Here is a 21462-nt window from a genome sequence, read left to right as displayed (position 1 = left end):
CGCCAAAGCAGGGCAAGATGGTCATCGGCACCGTCAAGGGCGACATCCACGACATCGGCAAGAACCTCGTCGGCATGATGATGGAAGGTGCTGGTTTCGACGTCATCGATCTCGGCATCAACAATGCGGTCGAGAAATATCTCGATGCGATCGAACAGCACCAGCCCGACATCATCGGCATGTCGGCACTGCTGACCACGACCATGCCCTATATGAAGGTCGTCATCGACACGATGAAGGAAAAGGGCATCCGCGACGATTACGTCGTGCTGGTCGGCGGCGCGCCGCTGAACGAGGAATTCGGCAAGGCCGTCGGCGCCGATGCCTATTGCCGCGACGCGGCAGTGGCGGTCGAGACCGCCAAGGACTTCATGAAGCGCAAGCACAATGTGCGCGCTTCGGCCTGATTGGCCATTTCGGCCGGACAACAGGAAAAGCCGCGCCTTGCAGCGCGGCTTTTTTGTTCCCAGATGAAGAAGGCCGGGTGCGGATCAGGGATTGTTGACGGTGTCCTCGACCGCATTGGCGGTTGATTTGACGTCCTTGCCGACGCCTCGGACGGTGTTCGCACAAGCCGTGAGGGCCAGGGCGCAGGTCAAGATGGCAATTGGCGTGATGCGTAGCAGTTTCATGGACGGTGTCTCCCTCAATAGATAAATTAGCGCTACAGCAACGAAGGCCGGCTCGACGGGTTCCATGGCCAAGACGCAAAAAACGAAACCGAATCAAGACGACAGGCTGCTCGTTATCGCCTGTGGGATGATTGCGCGCGAAATTCTGGCCGTCAAGGAACAGCTTGGACTGGATCACCTCGACCTGACCTGCCTGCCGGCAGAATTCCATTTCTATCCGGACCGCATCGCCCCGGCCATGGACAAGGCAATCGAAAAGGCCAAGGCCGAAGGCTACAACAACATCTTCGTCGGCTATGCCGACTGCGGCACCGGCGGCCTGCTCGACCGCATCTGCGAGAAGCACGGCGTCGAGCGCATGGCGGGCCCGCACTGCTTTGCCTTCTATCAAGGCATGGAGGCCTATGCGAAAGTCGCCGACGACGACATGATGTCCTTCTACATGACCGACTTCCTCTGCCGGCAGTTCGACGCCTTCTTCATGAAGCCGCTCGGCCTCGACAAGCATCCGGAGTTGATCAAGGACTATTTCGGCAACTACGAGAAGCTGATCTATCTGGCCCAGACCAATGATCCGGAACTCGACAAGGTCGCCGAAAAGGCAGCCAGAATGCTTGGTCTCGTCTATGAACGCCGCGCAACCGGCTATGGCGACCTGACGGCCGGAATGGCGCAGGCGGCTGCACACGCCTGAAGCAATTCCTGACCCGCTATGCTCCAACCCTGGGTGACAGGCCGCCGAGAACGGGTAAGTTGTGCGCCATAAGGCAACAGGCCCTCCAGGCCATTCGAACGTGGAACCGCACCGATGACCCCTCGCCTCTTGATAGCCGCACTCGGTCTCCTCTGTTTCGCCCTGCCCGCTCATGCCGATGGCGACGTACAGAAACTCATCACCCCGGCCGACAAGAAGCGGCTCGACAATTATGGCGAGACGCGCAAGGCGGCGCTTGCCGAGGCGAAAGCTGGAGACGCGGCCGAGGTCAAGCAACTCGACGCCTTGCTGGCAAAACCGCTGGTGGCCTTTTCCGACAAGGACCTGACCGGCAGTTGGCGGTGCCGCACCATCAAGGCCGGCGGGTCTTTGCCGCTCGTCATCTATGGCTGGTTCAAGTGCAAGGTCACAGACGACGGTTCCGGCTGGCGGCTGGAAAAGATCAGCGGCTCGCAGCGCACCAAGGGCCGCTTCTTCGATGATGGCGAGAAACGCGCGATCTATCTCGGCTCCTTCTATGTCAACGATGATCCGGCAAAGCCCTATGGCAGCGGCCCGCAAACCGACCAGGTCGGCTATGCCTTCCGCAACAGCGCCAAGGAATGGCGCATCGAATTTCCGGCGCCCTACTACGAATCGAAGCTCGATATCATCGAATTCAAGCGCTGACCGTGTATCGAAGGCTGATCACCAAGGATTAACCCGGACGCCCTAGCATCCCGACCATTATCGAGAACGGGTTGCTTGGAGGGGGCAAGATCCATGGCAGCATCAGAATCCAGTACGCGGATCGTGGTTGTCACCGGAGGAGGCCAGCATGTCTGGGCTATCGTCAACGCGATCACCGACCGCGTCGGCCCTGTCAGCGTCATCCTCGAAACGCCTGAATCCAAAAAGCAATTGCTTCGCGGCCGGGCTCGCCGCCAGGGCTGGATCTCCGCCATCGGCCAACTTGGCACGATGGTGCTCAGCAGACTGGGCAAACGGCTTCTCGCCAGCCATGCCGCCCGGCTGATTGCCGAGGAAAAGCTCGAGGTCGAGCCGCGGCGGGATCAGGAAATCATCCATGTCGCCTCAGCCAACGGGCCGGAATGCCTCGAAGCGATCAAGAAGATCCAGCCTGGCGTTGTCCTCCTTAACGGCTGCAGGCTGTTGTCGAAGGACATGCTTGCCCGGATGCCTTGCCCGGTGCTCAACTATCACGCCGGCATCACGCCGAAATACCGCGGCATGAACGGTGGCTATTGGGCGTTGACGTCAGGCGACCCGCAGAATTTCGGCACCACCGTGCATCTGGTCGATGCCGGCGTCGATACGGGCGCCGTGCTGAAACAGGTGCGCGGTCAACCGAAACGCGGCGACACCATCTCCAGCTACGCGTTGCGCCAGGCAGCGTTCTCGCGCGACATCTGCGTCGAGGCGGTCAGCGATGTTCTGGCCGGAAAAATCACCACCGTCGACCCCGGCCTGCCATCACAGCAATGGTATCATCCGACGATCTGGTTCTATCTCTGGACTGGCCTGAGAACCGGCATCTGGTAACGCGTTCCTCGTCAGGATCCGCATGCCGTGCGCCGGCTTTTCCGAAGCCTCGAACCGGGCGCCGGCAGACGCCGGAAACGAATAATCACACCTTTCATTTTACGACATCCAAATGCGTCGCTTTTGAATGCGCGCGCGTCGTCCCATAACAAGCGGCCCCACTGCGCTTCCGGCAATGCTCGCAGAACGAGGAGTGAGAATTCATGGCCGATCTGATCGTCGTCTACTGGCGCGACATCCCAGCCCAAATCATCGTCAAGAAGGGCCGGCAGAACGCCAAGCGCGAGCTGCCGCTGCGCTTCACCGAAGCGATCGACATGTGCGCGATGCGCACTGGCGCCGGCGGCACCGACGATTATCTGGCCGAATGGCGCAAGGCCGATCCCGTTCCGGTCGGCGATGACCTCGAAGCCGAGGTCGAGAAGGCATTCAACGATATCGACACGAAATACGACCGCGAGCGGCTGGTCGCCCTGGTCAAGGCAGGCGGCAAAGAAAATGTCTGAAACCATTCCTGCCAAGGATGGCCAAAGGGTTGTCCAGCCGGTTACCCAGGCCACTCTGGTCAAAAAGGCAGCGCCGAAATCCGACTACAAGCCGGCCGACGTATCGCCGCAGCGGCGCGTGCAGCGTTCCTTTGCGGTCAGATTATGGTCTGTGCGGCACTCGCGATTACTCGAATGGTTCTACGCCAAATTCGCCGACATGTTCCTGCTCCTCCATCCCTTGTGGAAGGGCATAGGTTACGGCCGCGTCGAAGGGCCGATCAAATTCGTCGAGAAGCGCGTCAAGGGCTTCATGTTCGACTGCCGCATGTGCGGCCAGTGCATATTGTCCTCGACCGGCATGTCGTGCCCGATGAACTGCCCCAAGCAATTGCGCAACGGTCCTTGCGGCGGCGTCCGCGCCAACGGCAATTGCGAGGTCGAGCCCGATATGCCCTGCGTCTGGGTCAAAGCCTGGGAAGGCTCGCAGAACATGGTGCACGGCGACAGGATCCTGACCGTGCAGAAGCCGGTCGACCAGTCGCTGCGCGAAACATCGGCCTGGCTGCGGGTGACCGCGCAGGCGGCCGCCGCACGCGAAGCGGCCGCTGCCGCCAAAGATGAGACGGCAAACACCGGGGCACCGGCATGATCGGACGCCAGATCGACGAGAACCCGGCCGGCATCCATCTGCCGCTCGAGCCACTGCCCGGCCACACTTCGCGCGGCCGGCTGGAGCGCGTCCTGCGGCGCGGCGAGTTCGCCGTCACCACCGAGCTCAACCCGCCCGACAGCGCCGATCCGGAAGACGTCTATAACCGCGCCAAGATCTTCGACGGCTGGGTCGATGCCATCAACGCCGTCGATGCATCCGGCGCCAATTGCCACATGTCGTCGGTCGGCATTTGCGCGCTTTTGACCCGCATGGGCTATGCGCCAATCATGCAGATCGCCTGCCGCGACAAGAACCGCATCGCCATCCAGGGCGACGTGCTGGGCGGGGCGGCAATGGGCGTCGCCAACATGCTTTGCCTCACCGGCGATGGCGTGCAGGCCGGCGACCAGCCCGGCGCCAAGCCGGTGTTCGACCTCGACTGCATGTCGCTGCTCGAGACCTGCCGCATCATGCGCGACAATGGCAAGTTCCTGTCCGGCCGCAAGCTGACGACGCCACCGCAGCTTTTCCTCGGAGCCGCGATCAACCCATTCGCGCCACCGATCGACTTCCGCCCGCATCGGCTGGGCAAGAAGATCGCCGCCGGCGCGCAGTTCGTGCAGAGCCAGTATTGCTTCGACGTGCCGATGTTCCGCAGCTACATGCAAAAGGTGCGCGACCTCGGCTACACCGAAAAGTGCTTCATCCTGGTTGGCGTCGGGCCGCTGGCCTCGGCCAAAACGGCCAAGTGGATCCGCTCGAACGTGCCGGGCATCCATATTCCCGATTCTGTCATCAAGCGGCTGGAAGGCGCCCAGGACCAGAAAAAGGAAGGCAAGCAACTCTGCATCGACATCATCAACGAGGTGAAGGAAATATCAGGCGTTTCCGGCGTCCATGTGATGGCCTACCGGCAGGAGGAATATGTCGCCGAGATCGTCGATGAATCGGGCGTGCTGAAGGGCCGCCAGCCGTGGAAACGTGAGATCCGCCGCGACGATCAGCTTGTCGCCGACCGGCTCGACAGCATCTTGCACGACGACATTACCGAAACGCAGGTGGACATGGTGAAGACCGCGCATTGACGGCGCGGACGGCCACCCATTCGCTTGAACGAAACCAGATAACGATATAAAGAAATCTTTATATCACGGCGGAGAGAATTCCATGACCCGTACCATCGTCGCTTCGGCGACACGAGAAATCATCATCGGCTTCGACCAGCCGTTCTGCGTGATCGGTGAACGCATCAACCCGACCGGCCGCAAGAAGCTGGCCGCCGAGATGATCGCGGGCAATTTCGACACCGTCATCCGGGACGCATTGGAGCAGGCAGCCTGCGGCGCCACCATGCTCGACGTCAACGCGGGCGTTACATCTGTCAACCCGAACGAGACCGAACCCGGCCTTCTGGTGCAGACGCTGGAGATCGTGCAGGGGCTGGTCGACCTGCCGCTGTCGATCGACAGTTCCGTCACCGCCGCGATCGAAGCCGCACTCAAGGTCGCCAAGGGCCGTCCGCTGGTCAACTCCGTCACCGGCGAGGAAGAAAAGCTCGAAGCCATCCTGCCGCTGGTCAAGAAGTACAACGTGCCCGTCGTCGCCATTTCCAACGACGAGACCGGCATTTCAATGGATCCGGACGTGCGTTTCGCCGTCGCCAAGAAGATCGTCGAGCGCTGCGCCGATTTCGGCATTCCAGCGCATGACGTCGTCGTCGACCCGCTGGTGATGCCGATCGGCGCGCTGGGCGATGCCGGCCGCCAGGTCTTCGCGCTGCTGCGCCGCCTGCGTGAAGAGCTCAAGGTCAACACCACCTGCGGGCTGTCCAACATCTCGTTCGGCCTGCCGCATCGCCACGGCATCAACGCCGCCTTCATCCCGATGGTGATCGGCGCCGGCATGACATCAGCGATCATGAACCCGGTGCGTCCGCAGGAAATGGAAGCCGTGCGCGGCGCCAATGTGCTGAACGGCACCGACGAGAACTGCACCACCTGGATCCGCACCTACAAGGATTACAAGCCGGCCGAAGGCGGCCAGGCCGTTGCCGCCCCGACGCAGGTCAATGCGCCGGGCGACGGCGCCGGCAATGGCGGCCGCCGCCGTGGCGGCCGTGAGGCCCGGATGGGCCGAGGATAAGCGCGCAATCGTGAACTCACCTGCCAACATCACCGACCCGCTCGTGCTGTTCATGCCGTCCGGCAAGCGCGGGCGTTTTCCTGTCGGCACGCCGGTGCTCGATGCCGCGCGCCAGCTAGGCGTCTATGTCGAAAGCGTCTGCGGCGGACGCGCCACTTGCGGACGCTGCCAGATCGAAGTGCAGGAAGGCAATTTCGCCAAGCACAAGATCACCTCCTCCAACGACCACATCACGCCCAAGGGCGCCAAGGAAGAGCGCTATGAGCGCGTCCGTGGCCTGCCCGAACGGCGCCGCCTCTCCTGCTCGGCGCAGATTCTCGGCGACCTCGTCATCGACGTGCCGCAGGACACGGTCATCAACGCGCAGACCATCCGCAAGGATGCCGACACCAGGGTGATCGCCCGCGATTCAGCGATCCGCATGTGCTATGTCGAGATCGAAGAACCCGACATGCACAAGCCGCTTGGCGATCTCGACCGGCTGAAGATCGCGCTGATGCACGACTGGGGCCTGAAAAGCCTCGATTTCGATTTTCATCTGCTGCCGCAGGTGCAAGGCATCCTGCGCAAGGGCAACTGGACCGCGACCGCCGCCATCTACAAGGATACCGATTCGGAGACCGCGCGCGTCGTAGCACTTTGGCCCGGCCTCAAGAACGAGGCCTACGGTCTCGCCTGCGACATCGGCTCGACCACCATCGCCATGCATCTGGTGTCGCTGCTGTCGGGTCGCGTCGCCGCCTCCTCCGGCACCTCGAACCCGCAGATCCGCTTCGGCGAGGATCTGATGAGCCGCGTCTCCTATGTGATGATGAATCCTGACGGCCGCGAAGGCATGACGGTCGCCGTGCGTGAGGCAATCTCCGGGCTGGTCGAAAAGGTCTGCGCCGAAGGCAATGTCCAGCGCAACGACATCCTGGACAGCGTCTTCGTCGGCAATCCGATCATGCACCATCTGTTCCTCGGCATCGATCCGACCGAGCTTGGCGGCGCGCCCTTTGCGCTGGCTGTCTCAGGTGCGGTGCATATCAAGGCATCCGACATCGGCCTGAAGCTCAACCAGGGCGCCAGGCTCTACATGCTGCCTTGCATCGCCGGCCATGTCGGAGCGGACGCGGCGGCGGTGACGCTGTCGGAAGGCCCGCATCGCCAGGACGAGATGATGCTGATCGTCGATGTCGGTACCAATGCCGAGATCGTACTCGGCAATCGCCAGCGTGTGGTTGCAGCCTCCTCGCCCACCGGCCCGGCCTTCGAGGGTGCCGAAATCTCCGGCGGCCAGCGGGCCGCACCCGGCGCCATCGAGCGCGTGCGCATCGATCCCGATACGCTGGAACCAAAATACCGCGTCATCGGCTCTGAGCTGTGGTCCGACGAGCCGGGCTTCCTGGAAAGCGTCCAGGCAACCGGCGTCACCGGCATCTGCGGTTCCGGCATCATCGAAGTGGTGGCGGAGATGTATCTCGCCGGCATCATTTCCGAGGACGGCGTCATCGACGGCGGGCTTACGGCCCGTTCGCCGCGCGTCACCGCCAACGGCCGCACCTTCTCCTACGTGCTGAAGAAAGGCTCTGCCGCATTGACGGAAGATGGGCCGAAGATCACCATCACCCAGACCGATGTGCGCGCCATTCAGCTTGCCAAGGCAGCGCTTTATGCCGGCACCAAGCTGTTGATGGAAAAGCAGAACACCAAGCATGTCGACCGCATCCATTTCGCCGGCGCCTTCGGCTCCTTCATCGATCCGAAATACGCCATGGTGCTCGGGCTGATCCCGGATTGCGACCTCGACAAGGTCTCGGCCGTCGGCAACGCCGCCGGTGCCGGCGCGCGCATGGCGCTGCTCAATCGCGGCTATCGCCGCGAGATCGAGGACACGGTCAGCAAGATCGAGAAGATCGAGACGGCGCTGGAACCGAAATTCCAGGAGCATTTCGTCTACGCCATGGCGCTGCCCAACAAGGTCGATCCGTTCCCGAAGCTGTCGGCAGCGGTGAAACTGCCGCCGCGCAAGACGGTCAGCGAGGACGGCGTTGCCGGCGACGCCGCTCCCCGACGGCGTTCGCGCGAAGGCCACGCCGCCAGGCGTGGACGGGAATAAGCGGCCGCGCCCAGGTCACGGCCTTTCCAAACTCATTTGCATGCAAATGTTTCCGGATCGCCTGATCCGGAAACCAAAAAGCTGTTTTCGTGAAATTCGCCAGATACATGGCAGGCGCATTCAACCGGCATCGAATGGCAGGCTGGAGATATCTTTCCAGCCGCCGCAACGCTCCAGAGGAGACAACGATGTCAATGCTCGAAAACCTCGGCCGCTATGGCACGGCCATCAAGAATGCTCACGACCGCAGCAAGGCGCGACGCCTGTTGAACAGCCTGCCGCCCGAAATCCAGAAGGATATCGGCTGGCCGGTATCGCCGCGATCCAGCGAAAAGGCCGCACTTATCAACACGATCTGGAGCGCCGCGCGCTGATGACCTTCGCCGACAAATGCAAATTGCTCGGCATGCGCCGGGGATCTCGCATGTCCCCGGCGACCACCAGCAACCGGCTGCGTGCCGCACTTCTACCACGTCGCTGAGCACCGCGGCGCGGATCACACCACCGTGTAGATACGGCGCAAATCTTGACATTTTCGGCCACGGCACGATCTTCGAAGATAGTGGGGGTTCTCTTAGTCGGCTTTGCCGAAGTTCGTGTATTCGCATGCCAAGTTTGAAAAGCCATGTCGTGTCTTTCGTCCTGCGGCACAGCCGCAAGCAGGCATTTGCCAGTCCGGAAAATTTGCAGCGCTGGATCGCGGCCGCGCGCAAGACCGAGAACCACCGCCCGCCCGCCTCGTTGCATCAGCGTCTCGACATCGAGATGCATACGGTCGATGGCTTCCCCGTCTACGAAATCGCACCCAGGACCGGCGAGCAGAAGCGGATTCTCTACTTGCACGGCGGTGCCTATGTCTTTGAAATCACACCCTATCATTGGCACCTGATCGCCGAGATGGCGGATCGGCTGGGCTACGGGATCACGGTGCCGATCTATCCAATCGCTCCCGAACACGATTTCCATGCCATGTTCGGAATGGTTGGCGATGTCTACCGGCAGATGCTCGCCGAGACGGAAGCCGAAGACATCGTCTTCATGGGCGATTCCGCCGGCGGCAATATGGCTGTGGTGCTGACCATGATGGTCGCCGAAGAAGGACTGCCCCTGCCGTCGCGGCATGTGCTCATTTCGCCGGGTCTCGACGTGTCGCTCACCAACCCCGCAGTGTTCGAGGCGGAACGCAACGACCCTTGGCTGGGCATAGCTGGCGGAAGGGAGGCGATTCGCCTGTACAGTGCCGGCATCGATCCCAGCGACTGGCACATCAGCCCGGTCTATGGAGATCTGTCCGTGCTGCCAAGAACGCTGCTTTTGACCGGCTCGCGCGATCTTTTGACTCCCGACAATCTGATCTTCGCCGAAAAAGCCCGCGCAGCCGGCGTTGAAATCGATCTTGTCTATGAGGAAGGCATGTTCCACGTCTGGCCGCTGATTGACATGCCGGAAGCCCGGCGCGCCCGCGAGCGCATCGTCGCCTTTCTCGGGGAGAGCCGGATCGTGCACGATACGAGAGTAAGGCCTGAACAGCGCCCCGCCGAAGCGGCGGAGTAGCTTTATACTATCGTCCTACCAGCCGGTCAGAACTTGCCGGTTTCCCGGAAGACTTCGAAAGTCGCGCGGATGTGGTCGGCAACGGCCTTGACCGGGGCACTGGCATCCGGCGCCACCACCATTGCCAGATTGTAGGTCCCGATGTCGGGCATGCCGTCCTTCGGGCAGAGTTCGACCATGTCATTGCCGAGGAACGACTTCGGCAATGGCGCCACGGCGAGATCGGACATGATCGCGGCGCGCTGGCCGGCCGTGTGTGCGCTCATATAGGCGATGCGGTAGTTGCGGCCCTCGCGGCCAAGCGCGTCGAGCGCGCCGGCGCGCCAGGCGCAGCCCTCTTCCCAAAGCGACACCGGCAGCGGCTCGCGCAGATGCGCGCAGCCGCCCTTGGCACCGGCCCAGACGATCGGTTCGGTCAGCAGCACCTCGGCGCCGAGCGCGCTGGTCTTGTAGGAATTGGTCAACAGCGTGATGTCGAGCGCCCGGTCGTCCATGCGCCGGCGCAGATTGCTGCTCTGGTCTATGGTGACGTCGACGGCGATCGACGGATGCGACTGCGCGAAACGCTTCAATACATGCGGCAGCACGCGCTCACCGTAATCATCCGGCGAGCCAAGCCGCACCACACCGACAATCTCGGGAATGATGAACTTCGACACCACCTCGCGATTGATGGACAGCAGCCGGCGGGCATAGCCGAGCAGCATCTCGCCGTCCGTCGTCAGCGACACCGAGCGAGCGTCGCGCGCGAACACGGAGCGGCCGAGAATGTCCTCAAGCTTCTTGATCTGCATGGAAACGGCTGACGGCGTGCGGAACACGGCATTGGCGGCGGTGGTGAAGCTGCCGGTCTCGGCAATCGCCACGAACGTGCGCAAAACATCGAGATCGAGCAGCGGCAGCGGATGATTGAGCGGGGCGTTCATGGCAACCGACCTTCAATTTTTCTGATACAAAGCATCATTCCATTTCGTTTGATTGAACATCAGATTGGGAGGATAGTCAACTCCATCGAAGCAGTAGCTGCCACAAGCAGCCATGAAACGACCTCGCACAGACCTGCATTCGACACGAAATGAAGTTGAAACAAACCCGCAGTAGCCAACTCGCTGTCTGGCACTAGCCAACCTAAAGGAGAAAGAGATGTCTATCCTGTCGTCCCTTGGTCGCATCGCGACCGAATTCAGCGCGGCGCGCGCCCGCTACCAGACTGAACGCGCTATCCGCTCCCTGCCGATCGAACTGCAGAAGGACATCGGCTGGCCTGAAGCTTCCGATACCAAGACCGGTACTCGCAACGGCGTCGGATCCTGGGCTGGAGCAAAGTAGATCGTGTGTACCATGTGCTGAAGGCCTGCCGCGCAAACCGCCCGGCAGGCCTTCTCTATTTTATTTGCACTCAAATGAATTTTTAGAGCCATGTTTCCAGCGCATGACGCATATGAGAAAGCCGCATGGCAGCCCTCTTTTCAATTAATCCCTTGTAAATAATCGTAAATTTTGGGCACCTTGCCCAAATCTGTCGCAACCGATGTCGCATTTCATATCAAGCGCTTCGCTTTTGCGATTTAGTTTCTGCTTACACAAGCCTATATCGGCGCCAGCAAACGAGCTGCCCCACTCCATCAAGCGAAGGCGACCCGTCTGAGCAACAAATGGAGATGATTATGAAGCTTTTTGCACGCCTCTTTGCCCGCCGCGAAATGAACCTGACCACCGCTCTCGAGCGTCAGCGTCTCGCCAACACTATGCCCGGCCAGACCGGCGCCATGAATGCGGCGCGCCTCGGCTTCGTCGCCTGAAGATTTTAGGGGCAGCGCATCCCTGCCGCTGCTTTAAAACTGTAACGCCGCCTGGCTCCAGCCAAGGCGGCGTTTTTGTTTCGCGCGCAGGCAGTACGTTGCCCGTCCCTTGAACAGTTCGTGCCACTTCCAGGGCTCGCTGCACGCCGATTGCCCATTTGCGACCCATGTCGCAAATTTAATCTTGTCGTAGCGGCGTAGCCGATTGACAGACATGGTTTTTCCTGATGTCGCTATGCTATTCGCGACATCCTGTTCGCGCCATGGCTGTGTGAGGTTCCCTTGAACGCCGTAAAGCATCCGATCAAGCGATCGTTTGTATTCTTCCTTATTCCCGATTTCACCATGATCGCTTTTGCGACCGCGCTAGACCCGTTGCGTTCGGCCAATCGCATGCTCGGCTACGAGGCCTATCGCTGGCGCCTCGCCAGCATCGACGGCAAGCCGGTGCGCGCCTCGAACGGGGTCGAATGCGCGGTCAACACGTCGCTCGAGGATGAACGCAAGAAGATGGCAGGTCCCGACCGGCCGAATATGGCCATCGTCTGCAGCGGCATCAATGTCGAGCGCTACCAGAACAAGTCCGCCTTCGCCTGGCTGCGCGAGGAATACAATCGCGGCGTCGCCGTCGGCGGCCTGTGCACCGGCGCGCATATCCTCGCCGCCGCCGGCCTGCTGTCCAACAAACGCTGCGCCATCCACTGGGAGAACCTGCCGGGCTTTTCCGAGGCGTTCCCGAAGGCCAATGTCTTTGCCGACCTCTTCGAGATCGACCAGAACATCTACACCTGCGCCGGCGGCACCGCCGCGCTCGACATGATGCTGAAGCTGATCGGCGACGACTTTGACGAGAACCTCGTCAACCGCGTCTGCGAGCAAGTGCTGACCGACCGCGTGCGCAGCCCCACCGACCGCCAGCGCCTGCCACTACGCGCCCGCCTCGGCGTCCAGAACTCGAAAGTGCTGACCATCATCGAACTGATGGAGGGCAATCTGTCGGAGCCGCTGTCACTGATCGAGATCGCCGACCATGTCGACCTGTCGCGCCGCCAGATCGAGCGGCTGTTCCGCACCGAGATGGGCCGCTCCCCCGCCCGCTATTATCTCGAAATCCGGCTTGACCGCGCCCGACATCTGCTGATCCAGTCGTCGATGCCGGTGGTCGAGGTGGCGGTCGCCTGCGGCTTCGTCTCGGCCTCGCATTTCTCCAAATGCTACCGAGAACTCTACGCCCGCTCGCCGCAGCAGGAGCGCGTCGACCGCAAGCAGCTGCTGGCGGCCTGATCCGATATCCCTTAGACAATTGTCATGACATTGTCTGGCAAAATGTGATATCCTTATGTCGAAAGGTGTCACATGACCACGAGAACGACTCGATCCGAAAAACTGGACTTGCGTCTTACCGTCGAAGCAAAGCGGACGCTCGCGACCGCAGCCGCCGTTGAACGCCGTTCGCTGAGTGATTTTGTCCTTGAAAGTGCACTTGGGCGCGCCGAGGAAACACTGGCGGACCGACACAGCTTCTCCCTCGACGCAGAAAAATGGGCTGCGTTCATCGCGGCGCTGGATGCCCCCACGCGAGATCTTCCGCGCCTGAAGCGCCTGCTGAGTGAACCGAGCATCTTTTCCGGCCGCGATCCAGCGTGAGCCGGTTTCGTATCGAGAAACTGGCTCGCACGCATTTGGTGGATGTGTTCGATTGCGGCGAACTGCCGCTCAATAGGTTTCTCGCCAGGTACGCACTTCAAAACCAGCAAGCAAATGCTTCGCAAACCTATATTGGTCTCTCCTGCGAAGATGTGGTCGGCTTCTATACGCTCGTGGTTGGTGAAGTCGCCTATGATGGTGCGCCCGAGCGGTTGACGAAAGGCCTTGCGCGCCATCCGGTTCCGATAATGCTGCTGGCGCGTCTCGCGGTCAGCCTGAACTGGCAGGGCAAAGGCGTTGGCGGCGGAATGCTGCGCGATGCCATCCTGCGCAGCCTGCAGGCGGCTGACATTGCAGGCATCCGCGCGGTGACCGTACATGCCAAGGATCACAATGCCCGCGCCTTTTACGAGCGTTATGGTTTCATTCAATCCCCAACCGACCCGCTACACCTCTATGTGCTTGTAAAGGATTTACGGAACCTTTGAGGCACACGTAATCGGTCTACGCTCCGCCGCCTGAACCTCAGTAGTCGTCGCAGGTGCATTCCGCCGAGGAGATACGGTCGTTCCAGTCACTGCCGCCCAAATTGCGGATCCTGCGCGTGATCTCGATCGAGCGGCCGCCCATCCGAGAATCCTCATAGGCCACGAGCGTGCAGCCGCGGCGGACGATCACCGACGACACACGGTCATTCCAAAACTGGCCGCCACGAAAATTTACGGAATCCTCGGCACCCATGCCGATGGACCGCCCGCGAAAATTCCCGTTCTCGAACATGATGCAGGCAGCCTGGTTGTATTGGGCGCTGGCGACGTCGGCATAAAGCACAGACGCGACTGCGGTCAGGATGGCAAGACGTCTCATCGGTGTTTCCTCGGTTTGGCCGCGCTCCTGGCTGGATTACGCGGCCCGCCCAGTTTGCCACTGCTTCGGTAGCGGAGGCAAGCCTGGAGCGTAAGCCCGAACAGGTAGGCAGCGGGGCAAGAATGGGACCCGGTTCGGCCAAAGATCACGCTCAACGGAGAAGAGCTTTAGCGGCTGTCGAACATCCAACTGCGGTTTCGCCACATTTTCTCACCGACCAGACAGTCGGTGGTGGACCTCTCCTGCGCCAATATCACCGGCGGATGCGCGGCTTCTTCCGCCGCCCATTGCGGCGAGGCCGGACCGGCGAGTTCCAGCACCAGCTTGCGGCGAATGGCTTCGGGAAACTGCGTCCAGTCATTGACCGGGATCATGAAGGCTCCGGGACCGCCAATGACACAGTCGCTGTAGTAGCGATCGAGATTGCTGACGTCGTAGGCACCGGTGAAGCCGCCTCGTGTCATCAGCGGCAAGCCGTTGATGACGATGCCTTGCTTGATCAGCCCATCGCGGATCAGGTTGACCGGCGCACCCTGGTTGTTGGGGCCGTCGCCCGAAATGTCGATGACCCGCTTCGTGCCTCGGTAGCCGCTTTCGGCGAACAGGTCGTTGCCGAACTCCAGCGCTCCGGAGATCGAGGTGCGCCGCGCGCTGTTGGGCGGCTGAGCGGACAATTGCGCAACCACGCGCTCCGCGTCGGTGCGGCTGGCGATCACCGTCCACGGCACGATGACGCGCTGCCAGGTGGTACCGGCCCATTCGACATAGGTGACGGCGATCTTGCCATGGGCGCCATCTGCAATGGCCTGCAGCACATTGTCGTGCGTCAGCGCCGCTGCGTAACCGTGACGCTGGATCTCGAGTTCGTCCGGTGACATCGACAGCGAGACATCGACGGCCAGCACCAGCTCGACATCGACGGGCTCGTCAGCAAGGGACGCCGGCGCCAACCAAAGCGTCAGCGCGAACGCGGCACAGCCCGAAAGCAAATGTCTAGCACAGGCAAAAGCAGACATTCCGCAAGGGTAAGCGAAAACCGCCGGCTTAAAAAGAGAAAAGCCCGGCCGATGGCCAGGCTTTTGCCTTTATGCCCTTGCGCCTGCCAGCAATCAGCTGCGCGGCTTCAAATTCTCCGGATCGTAGAGCGGCTTGTAGCCGACGGCGGCGACTTCGACTGGATAGGTCTCGCCGAAATACTCGATCATGAGCTTGCGGCCTTCCTGGGCGTACGCCCACGGCAAATAGGCAAGACCGATATTCTTGCCGACGGTCGGCCCGTACGCCATCGAGGTGGTGAAGGACCGGCGGCCGAGGTCGTCGACCAGCGTTTCGCCGGTCTTCGGGTCCATCACCGGCATCGTGCCGACCGGATAGCGGGCCACGCCCTTCGCATCGACATTCTCGGTCATCACCAGCGTGCACAGCATGGCCGGCTGGTGCTCGCGGGCGCGATATTCGACATGCTTGGCCTTGCCGCAGAAATCGTTCTCCTTGACCTTCGGACGCGCAAGATCGGCTTCGAGCAGATTGTACTCGGTCAAAAGGTCGGCGTTCTGCAGCCGCAGGCTCTTTTCCATGCGGCGCGTGTTGGCATAGGTCTCAACGCCGAAGGGCATCACGCCGGTCGAGCGCAAGGCGTCCCAGACGGCCAGGCCGTCCTCGTAGCGCATGTGCAGTTCCCAGCCCTGCTCGCCGACATAGGAGATGCGGAAAGCGGTGACGTCCTTGCCGCCGATGCGGACCGGCTTGATCGCCGCGAATGGGAAGTTCTCAACAGAGAGCCCGTCCGGATTTTCGACCACCTTCTGCAAGGTCGCCCGGGCGTTCGGCCCCCAGATGCCGATAGTGACGTATTTCTCGGTCACGTCGGTGATAGTGACGTCGAAACCTTTGTCCTGTGCTGTGCGGCGCATGTACTGGAAGTCGCGCGGACCGGCGTCCGCGCCGTCGATCAAACGACAGCGGTCGGCCATGCGGATGACGGTAAAGTCGGCGCGCACCATGCCTTCCTCGTCGAGGAAGTGGGTGTAGATGCCCTTGCCGATGTTGTTGTCGCCGCCGATCTTGGCCGCGCACAGCCATTCCAGCAGCGCGACATGGTCGGGACCTTCGATGTCGTACATGGCGAAATGCGACAGGTTGACGATGCCGCAATCCTCGCTCATGGCGAGATGCTCGGCATTGGAGACGCGCCAGAAATGGCGGTTGTCCCACTCGTTCTCGCGCACCGGCACGCGGTTGCCGTATTTTTCCAGGAGATGCTCGTTGGCGGCATAGCCGTGGGCGCGCTCCCAGCCGCCGAGCTCCATGAAATAACCGCCAAGTTCCTTCTCGCGCTCCCAGAACGGCGAGCGCCTGATATTGCGGGCCTTGGAGAACGGCTCGCGCGGATGCACCGCCGGATTGTAGACCTTCATCGCGGTCTCGGTGCAGCGATCCCAGATGAATTGCTCCTTGGTCTGGTGCGGATAGAACCGTGCATAGTCGATGGCATGGTGATCGATCGCGGTGCGGCCGTCGGTCATCCAGTCGGCGATCAGCTTGCCCATGCCGGGACCGTCCTTGACCCAGATGGCGACGGCATACCAAAGGCCCCGCACCTTCTGGCTTTCGCCCATGGACGGGCCGCCATCAGCCGTCACCTGGAGAAGCCCGTTGAAGGAATGGCTCTCATTGTAGCCGAGTTCGCCGAGGATCGGCGTCAGTTCCATGGCGCGTTCGAGCGGTGCCAGGATCTGCTCCATGTCGAGGTCGCGCTGTGAGGGCGAAAGCCGCGCCTGGTCCTTCTCCAGCAGGTCGCGCGGATGGCACAGGCGCGGATTGGTCTCTTCGTAGTAACCCCACTCGATCTGCCCGCCCTCGGCGGTCTTTGGATCGCCGGTGTCGCGCATATAGGCCGAGTTGCCCTGGTCGCGCAGCAGCGGCCAGCCGATCTCCTTGCCCGTGCCGGCGAACTCGTTGTAGGGGCCGAAGAAGGTCAGCGGATGGTCGATCGGCATGACCGGCAGGTCCTCGCCGACCATTTCCGCGATCAGCCGGCCCCAGATCCCGGCGCAGACGATGACATAGTCGGCCTCAATGGTGCCGCGGTCCGTCACCACGCCTGATATGCGGCCGTCCTTGACGACAAGCGACCGAGCCGACGTGTTGGCGAAGGATTTGAGCTTGCCGGACGCTTCCGCCTGATCGACCAGCTTGCCGGCGACCGTCTGCGAGCGCGGGATGACCAGACCGGCATCGGGATCCCAAAGGCCACCCTGGACAATCGCTTCTTCGATGAGTGGAAATTTCTCCTTGATCTCGGCCGGTTCGATCAGACGGGCGCGCGTGCCAAACGCCTTTGCGGAGGCGATCTTTCGCTTGATCTCTTCCATGCGGCTGTCATCGCCGACGCGCGCGACCTCAAGGCCGCCGATGCGGGCGTAGTGGCCCATCTTCTCGTAGAAATCGATGGAGTAGAGCGTCGTCCAGCACGACAGGAAATCGTGGCTGGTCGTGTAGCAGAAGTCGGAGGCGTGCGCCGTCGAGCCGATGTCGGTCGGGATGCCTGATTTGTCGATGCCGACAATGTCGTCCCAGCCGCGTTCGATCAGATGATGGGCGATCGATGCGCCTACGATACCGCCCAGGCCGACGATGACGACCTTCGCCTTTTTCGGAAACTCTGCCATTGCCCGCGACTCCAAAGTGATAAAGCGCGCGGACTATAAGGCGGAGCAGCAGCACGATTGAAGCCTGTTTGCGACATTGGCAAAAAGCCGAGCGACCAGACGGCAGAATGCTTCCTGTCGGGCGCCTTGGACAGTTCGCTTTTCGAGGTGGACGCTAACTCAAGCAAACGCCCAGACGTCTTCGGCCTGGAAGCCGACCTGATAGCCTGAGGTCTTCAGCTTGACCACGACCTGGCCGATCTCGGCCGCGGGCAGCGCGCCGACCTCGACCTTGATCATGCCGGGACGGTAGCGCTTGAGGTCGAGCTGTTCGAAGACTATCCAGTCGGCGCCCTCGCAATCGACGAGAAAGGCGTCGATATGGGTGATGCCGTTGCGGTCGAGCAGCGTCTGCAAGGTCTCGGATGGCACCTCGATGTCCCTGAGATGCGGCGCGAACTTGTTGAAGTTGGCGTCGGCCTCGCCCCAGGCATTCTTGCCCGACATCAGATTGGTGTCGGTGACCGACGAGCAGCCGATGAACTCGATGGGCAACGTGCCGGCCTCGAGCGCGGCGGCATCGAAAGTGTGGACGGTGATCGTGCCCTTTGTCTTCGTCACCGCCACCGGCTCGATGATGAACCGGCTGGTGTCGGGGTAGTTGGCGCGCAGTCGTTTCTGATTGTACGGGATCGGCTCGACCAGCATCGCGCGTGCGCCAGCTATGCGGTGCAGCCACGGCGTCACATCGTCGAACAGCGCACCGTCGCAGGCACCGACATTGACCATCTGGAACGGTCGCCCTGCCCCACCAAATCGCGCCTTCAGCGCCGCCCTGGCCAGGAACTTCGTGCCGCGCAGCGACGGCCCGCGATCGAGAACACCACTTGGTAGACCAAGCGACAGGGCAACGCGCGCCAGGCTGGATAGCGAACTCATCGCTTGTCTCCGGGAATGATTGGCAAGGGCGCGCGATTCTGGCCACGAGCCGCGGCTGCCCACAGCGCCATGAACGGCGTCGCCAGCAGCAGGAATGGCGGGATCAGATGCGGGAAATAGATGCGCGTGTCGTGGATCGGAAAGACGGTGAACTTCGCCAGCGCGCCGAGCACCAGTGCCGCAAACAGGATGCCGGCGCGGCGGTCGAGGCGGAAGCCGGCGCGGGCGGCGGCAAACCAGCCGGCCAGTGCCAGCACCGACACGCCGACCCAGCTGTTCAAGCTGACGGCGCGCAGCAGCGAGGCGGCAAACGCCCTGAGATAGGCGGTGACCGAGAATGGCGGCTCGAACCCGTCCATATTGTAATGCTGCTCGATGCTGGAGAACCACAGATGCGGCCACCAGCCGGGATGATGGGCCCAGTGCGATATGGCGAAATAGGCGACGAAAGAAGCCGCAAAACCGGCCAGCGCGCCCCACGATTTCTGCCGGAAGGCGACCAGCAGCACGGCAAAAACAGCAAGGAAAACAATATTGTCCGGGCGCACCATGAAGGCGAGGAAGAGCAGGATCGCGGTCGCCACCTCGCGGCCGCGGACATAGGCGTAAAGTCCACCCAGCAACAGCGCCGACGTGAGCAGATCCGGCGTCGAGGCGCGCGCCGCATCGCCGAAATCGGCCATGATCAGCACCGCGCCGACCGCTGGCGCCAAAGCCAATGCCTTTTCCGAGCGCAGCCACAGCAGCGCGATCACGCCGAATAGCAGAACCGAGAACACTGAGACCAGGCGCATCGCCTCGACTGGCGACATCACCGCGCTCATCGTCGACAGTATCTCGGCGTAGAGAAATTTGATCCGGTACATGCCGAGCAGTGAATGGAAGTCGGCGGCATTCTCCGCCATGTGACTGCGGAAGCCGCCGCCATCGTCGGTCAGCGCCTTATAGTCGCCTGCGGACACGCACGATTTGACAGTGCTGTAGGCATAGTCATGCAGCGCCTGTGCATCGGGATAGGTGCCTTCCTCCGCTATAGCGAGATAGGGCAGCATGTCCCAGTTGGCGTCGGGCATCACCCATGCGGTGAACGCTGTAAAAAGAATGTAAAGCGCGAAAGCCGCCGCGCCGATCGGTGCTGCCAGCCGCGCATAAGTCCCCTCGCCCCACGTCAGAACGGGCTCGGTGAGCCGGTCGACTGGGTTTTGTGGAGCGGGCGACTTGGTCAGCATCGTTGTATCCAGCGAGCGCTTAACGGACCTGGCTTTTGACGAAATCCTTCACGATTCCCACGATGCCGCGCGACAGCAGGCTGTCGAAGGCATCGACGAAGCGGTCGACATGCTCGCGCTGGCAGATCAGCGGCGGCTCGAGCCGGATGACGTTGCGGTTGTATTCGGTGAAGGCGACCAGCACATCGTAGTCGCGCAGCAGCAGCGCCCCGATGAAGCCCGACAGCGAACCCTTCAGCTTGTCGTCGAGCACGCTGACGATCGGCCGCAGCACCATCGGCAAGGTCTGCGAGAAGTCGTGGAACTCCAGGCCGATCATAAAACCCTTGCCGCGCACCTCCTTGATGATCTTCGGGTACTTTTCCCTGAGCGCCTGCAGGCGCTGCAGCAAATAGTCGCCGGTGACGGCGGCATTGTCGATCAGCCCCTCGTCGTAGAGCACGTTGAGCCCCTCGATCGAGGTGACGCAGGCCTCGCCCATGCCGCCGAAGGTCGCCATGGCATGGATCATCGCCGTTTTCGGCGTGCCATAGGCCTTCATATAAACCTCGCGCCGCGCGATCATCGCGCCGACCGCGGCCTTGCCGGCGCCAAGCGATTTGGCCAGCGCCGTCACATCGGGAATGACGCCGTAATGCTCAAAAGCATAGAAGCGGCCTGACCGGCCATAGCCGCACTGCACTTCGTCGGCGACCCACAACACGCCATACTGGTCGCACAGTGCGCGCAGCTTCTGCCAATATTCGGCCGGCGCCTGGATGATGCCGCCACCGCCCTGGATGGTTTCAAGCACGATGACCCCGATCTCCGGATCGGAGCGGAACAGGCGCTCGACCGCCTCGATGTCGGCAAACGGGATGCGGACCGTGTTTTCGGCCACCTTGAAGTCCGCGCGGTAAAGCTGCCCGTCGGTGATGCCCAGCACGCCTTTGGTCTTGCCGTGGAAGGAATTCTCGGCATAGACGATCTTCGGCCGCTTCGGACCGGCCGCGCGCTCGGCGAGCTTCACCGCCGCTTCCATCGCTTCCGAACCGGACGAGCCCAAAAATACCATGTCGAGATCGCCGGGCGAGCATTTGGCGATGTTGTGCGCAAGCGCTGCCGCATATTGCGACATGAAGGCGATGGCGATTTCCTGGCGCTTCTCCTCCTGGAATTTCTTGCGTGCTTCCAGAATGCGCGGATGATTGTGGCCGAAGGCCAGCGAACCGAAGCCGCCGAAGAAGTCGAGGATCTTGCGGCCGTTCTGGTCGATGTAGAACATGCCTTCGGCACGCTCGATCTTGATCTTGTGGAAACCGAGCAGCTTCATGAAGGGCAGCTGGCCGGGGTTGAGATGCGCCTTGAACAGGTCGGTCATGCGGGCAACGTCCATCGCCTTGGCCTGCTCGACGCTGATCAAATCGGGCTTGGCGATGGTGGCGGGCGATAGCGACGGCGCGCTGACCATGGTGCGCAAATTGGTCTGTTCGGGCTTGGCCATGACGGTCATTTCAATCTCC

At 61.7% G+C, this 21462-nt stretch carries 24 protein-coding genes; 16 read left to right on the top strand and 8 right to left on the bottom strand.

What is annotated here, in order from left to right:
- Positions 1-407 (top strand): cobalamin-dependent protein (locus EOB49_RS19150; protein ID WP_206526122.1); only part of this gene is annotated, 407 nt, incomplete at its 5' end.
- Between the two features lie 84 nt (positions 408-491).
- Here the strand turns inward: EOB49_RS19150 and EOB49_RS19145 are convergent.
- Complete coding sequence (locus EOB49_RS19145) at positions 492-632, bottom strand: entericidin A/B family lipoprotein (protein WP_023812312.1); 141 nt, start codon at positions 630-632, stop codon at positions 492-494.
- 64 nt (positions 633-696) lie between these two features.
- Here EOB49_RS19145 and EOB49_RS19140 point away from each other — a divergent pair, with 64 nt between their 5' ends.
- From EOB49_RS19140 to EOB49_RS19095, 10 genes are all read left to right on the top strand, one after another.
- Positions 697-1326, top strand: a complete 630-nt coding sequence (locus EOB49_RS19140; RefSeq protein WP_127381909.1) for a DUF1638 domain-containing protein — start codon at positions 697-699, stop codon at positions 1324-1326.
- Between the two features lie 114 nt (positions 1327-1440).
- Positions 1441-2016 (top strand): DUF4893 domain-containing protein, encoded by a 576-nt coding sequence (locus EOB49_RS19135; RefSeq protein WP_127317921.1) that lies wholly within the window; start codon positions 1441-1443, stop codon positions 2014-2016.
- 93 nt (positions 2017-2109) lie between these two features.
- Entirely contained in the window at positions 2110-2889 is a 780-nt protein-coding gene (locus EOB49_RS19130) for a formyl transferase (RefSeq protein WP_127271185.1), read from the top strand.
- A gap of 203 nt (positions 2890-3092) precedes the next feature.
- Positions 3093-3395: a virulence factor gene (locus tag EOB49_RS19125; protein ID WP_023812316.1), complete on the top strand. Its 303-nt coding sequence runs from the start codon at positions 3093-3095 to the stop codon at positions 3393-3395.
- A complete protein-coding gene (locus EOB49_RS19120; protein WP_127381908.1) occupies positions 3388-4026 on the top strand; it encodes a methylenetetrahydrofolate reductase C-terminal domain-containing protein in 639 nt (212 codons plus the stop codon). The genes EOB49_RS19125 and EOB49_RS19120 overlap by 8 nt, the downstream gene beginning before the upstream one ends.
- Positions 4023-5114, top strand: a complete 1092-nt coding sequence (locus EOB49_RS19115; protein WP_127271737.1) for a methylenetetrahydrofolate reductase — start codon at positions 4023-4025, stop codon at positions 5112-5114. Before EOB49_RS19120 ends, EOB49_RS19115 begins: the two co-directional genes overlap by 4 nt.
- Positions 5115-5196: 82 nt before the next feature.
- A complete protein-coding gene (locus tag EOB49_RS19110; protein ID WP_127381907.1) occupies positions 5197-6171 on the top strand; it encodes a methyltetrahydrofolate cobalamin methyltransferase in 975 nt (324 codons plus the stop codon).
- Positions 6122-8272, top strand: a complete 2151-nt coding sequence (locus tag EOB49_RS19105) for an ASKHA domain-containing protein (protein WP_127381906.1) — start codon at positions 6122-6124, stop codon at positions 8270-8272. The genes EOB49_RS19110 and EOB49_RS19105 overlap by 50 nt, the downstream gene beginning before the upstream one ends.
- Positions 8273-8460: 188 nt before the next feature.
- On the top strand, positions 8461-8646 hold the full coding sequence (locus EOB49_RS19100; RefSeq protein WP_127271300.1) for a hypothetical protein: 186 nt from the start codon (positions 8461-8463) through the stop codon (positions 8644-8646).
- 232 nt (positions 8647-8878) lie between these two features.
- Entirely contained in the window at positions 8879-9826 is a 948-nt protein-coding gene (locus EOB49_RS19095) for an alpha/beta hydrolase (protein ID WP_127317949.1), read from the top strand.
- A gap of 26 nt (positions 9827-9852) precedes the next feature.
- Here EOB49_RS19095 and EOB49_RS19090 read toward each other — a convergent pair whose 3' ends face one another.
- On the bottom strand, positions 9853-10752 hold the full coding sequence (locus tag EOB49_RS19090) for a LysR substrate-binding domain-containing protein (protein WP_013531163.1): 900 nt from the start codon (positions 10750-10752) through the stop codon (positions 9853-9855).
- Between the two features lie 217 nt (positions 10753-10969).
- Between EOB49_RS19090 and EOB49_RS19085 the strand changes: the two genes are divergently transcribed.
- The 5 genes from EOB49_RS19085 (at position 10970) to EOB49_RS19060 (ending at position 13763) form a co-directional block, all read left to right on the top strand.
- A complete protein-coding gene (locus EOB49_RS19085; RefSeq protein WP_032930657.1) occupies positions 10970-11155 on the top strand; it encodes a hypothetical protein in 186 nt (61 codons plus the stop codon).
- Between the two features lie 338 nt (positions 11156-11493).
- Positions 11494-11628 (top strand): hypothetical protein, encoded by a 135-nt coding sequence (locus EOB49_RS38635; protein ID WP_013531161.1) that lies wholly within the window; start codon positions 11494-11496, stop codon positions 11626-11628.
- Between the two features lie 345 nt (positions 11629-11973).
- Positions 11974-12912 (top strand): GlxA family transcriptional regulator, encoded by a 939-nt coding sequence (locus EOB49_RS19070; protein ID WP_348625597.1) that lies wholly within the window; start codon positions 11974-11976, stop codon positions 12910-12912.
- 72 nt (positions 12913-12984) lie between these two features.
- A complete protein-coding gene (locus EOB49_RS19065; RefSeq protein ID WP_127317915.1) occupies positions 12985-13275 on the top strand; it encodes a DUF1778 domain-containing protein in 291 nt (96 codons plus the stop codon).
- The gene (locus tag EOB49_RS19060) at positions 13272-13763 is read left to right on the top strand and encodes a GNAT family N-acetyltransferase (RefSeq protein WP_127381904.1); all 492 of its coding nucleotides are present in this window, start codon (positions 13272-13274) and stop codon (positions 13761-13763) included. The genes EOB49_RS19065 and EOB49_RS19060 overlap by 4 nt, the downstream gene beginning before the upstream one ends.
- A gap of 37 nt (positions 13764-13800) precedes the next feature.
- On the opposite strand, the gene EOB49_RS19055 is transcribed toward EOB49_RS19060, so the two are convergent.
- The 6 genes from EOB49_RS19055 to EOB49_RS19030 all read right to left on the bottom strand — a co-directional run bounded on the left by EOB49_RS19055 (position 13801) and on the right by EOB49_RS19030 (position 21410).
- Positions 13801-14142 (bottom strand): peptidase inhibitor family I36 protein, encoded by a 342-nt coding sequence (locus EOB49_RS19055; protein ID WP_023812325.1) that lies wholly within the window; start codon positions 14140-14142, stop codon positions 13801-13803.
- A gap of 167 nt (positions 14143-14309) precedes the next feature.
- Positions 14310-15158 carry a DUF1194 domain-containing protein gene (locus EOB49_RS19050; protein WP_127381903.1) on the bottom strand — a complete coding sequence of 283 codons (849 nt, stop codon included), beginning with the start codon at positions 15156-15158 and terminating at the stop codon, positions 14310-14312.
- Between the two features lie 93 nt (positions 15159-15251).
- Positions 15252-17813: an FAD-dependent oxidoreductase gene (locus tag EOB49_RS19045; RefSeq protein ID WP_127381902.1), complete on the bottom strand. Its 2562-nt coding sequence runs from the start codon at positions 17811-17813 to the stop codon at positions 15252-15254.
- 159 nt (positions 17814-17972) lie between these two features.
- A complete protein-coding gene (locus EOB49_RS19040) occupies positions 17973-18731 on the bottom strand; it encodes an FkbM family methyltransferase (RefSeq protein WP_127381901.1) in 759 nt (252 codons plus the stop codon).
- Positions 18728-19960: a glycosyltransferase 87 family protein gene (locus tag EOB49_RS19035; protein WP_127381900.1), complete on the bottom strand. Its 1233-nt coding sequence runs from the start codon at positions 19958-19960 to the stop codon at positions 18728-18730. Before EOB49_RS19035 ends, EOB49_RS19040 begins: the two co-directional genes overlap by 4 nt.
- Before the next feature lie 19 nt (positions 19961-19979).
- Positions 19980-21410: an aspartate aminotransferase family protein gene (locus tag EOB49_RS19030; RefSeq protein ID WP_245472758.1), complete on the bottom strand. Its 1431-nt coding sequence runs from the start codon at positions 21408-21410 to the stop codon at positions 19980-19982.
- Between the last annotated feature and the right edge of the window lie 52 nt (positions 21411-21462).

Origin of the sequence: Mesorhizobium sp. M7A.F.Ca.MR.148.00.0.0, from assembly GCF_003997735.1 — a bacterium.
Taxonomy (GTDB): Bacteria; Pseudomonadota; Alphaproteobacteria; order Rhizobiales; family Rhizobiaceae; genus Mesorhizobium.
The sequence above is the reverse complement of the archived record's forward strand: the minus strand, read 5'-3'. Positions and strand labels throughout refer to the sequence as shown.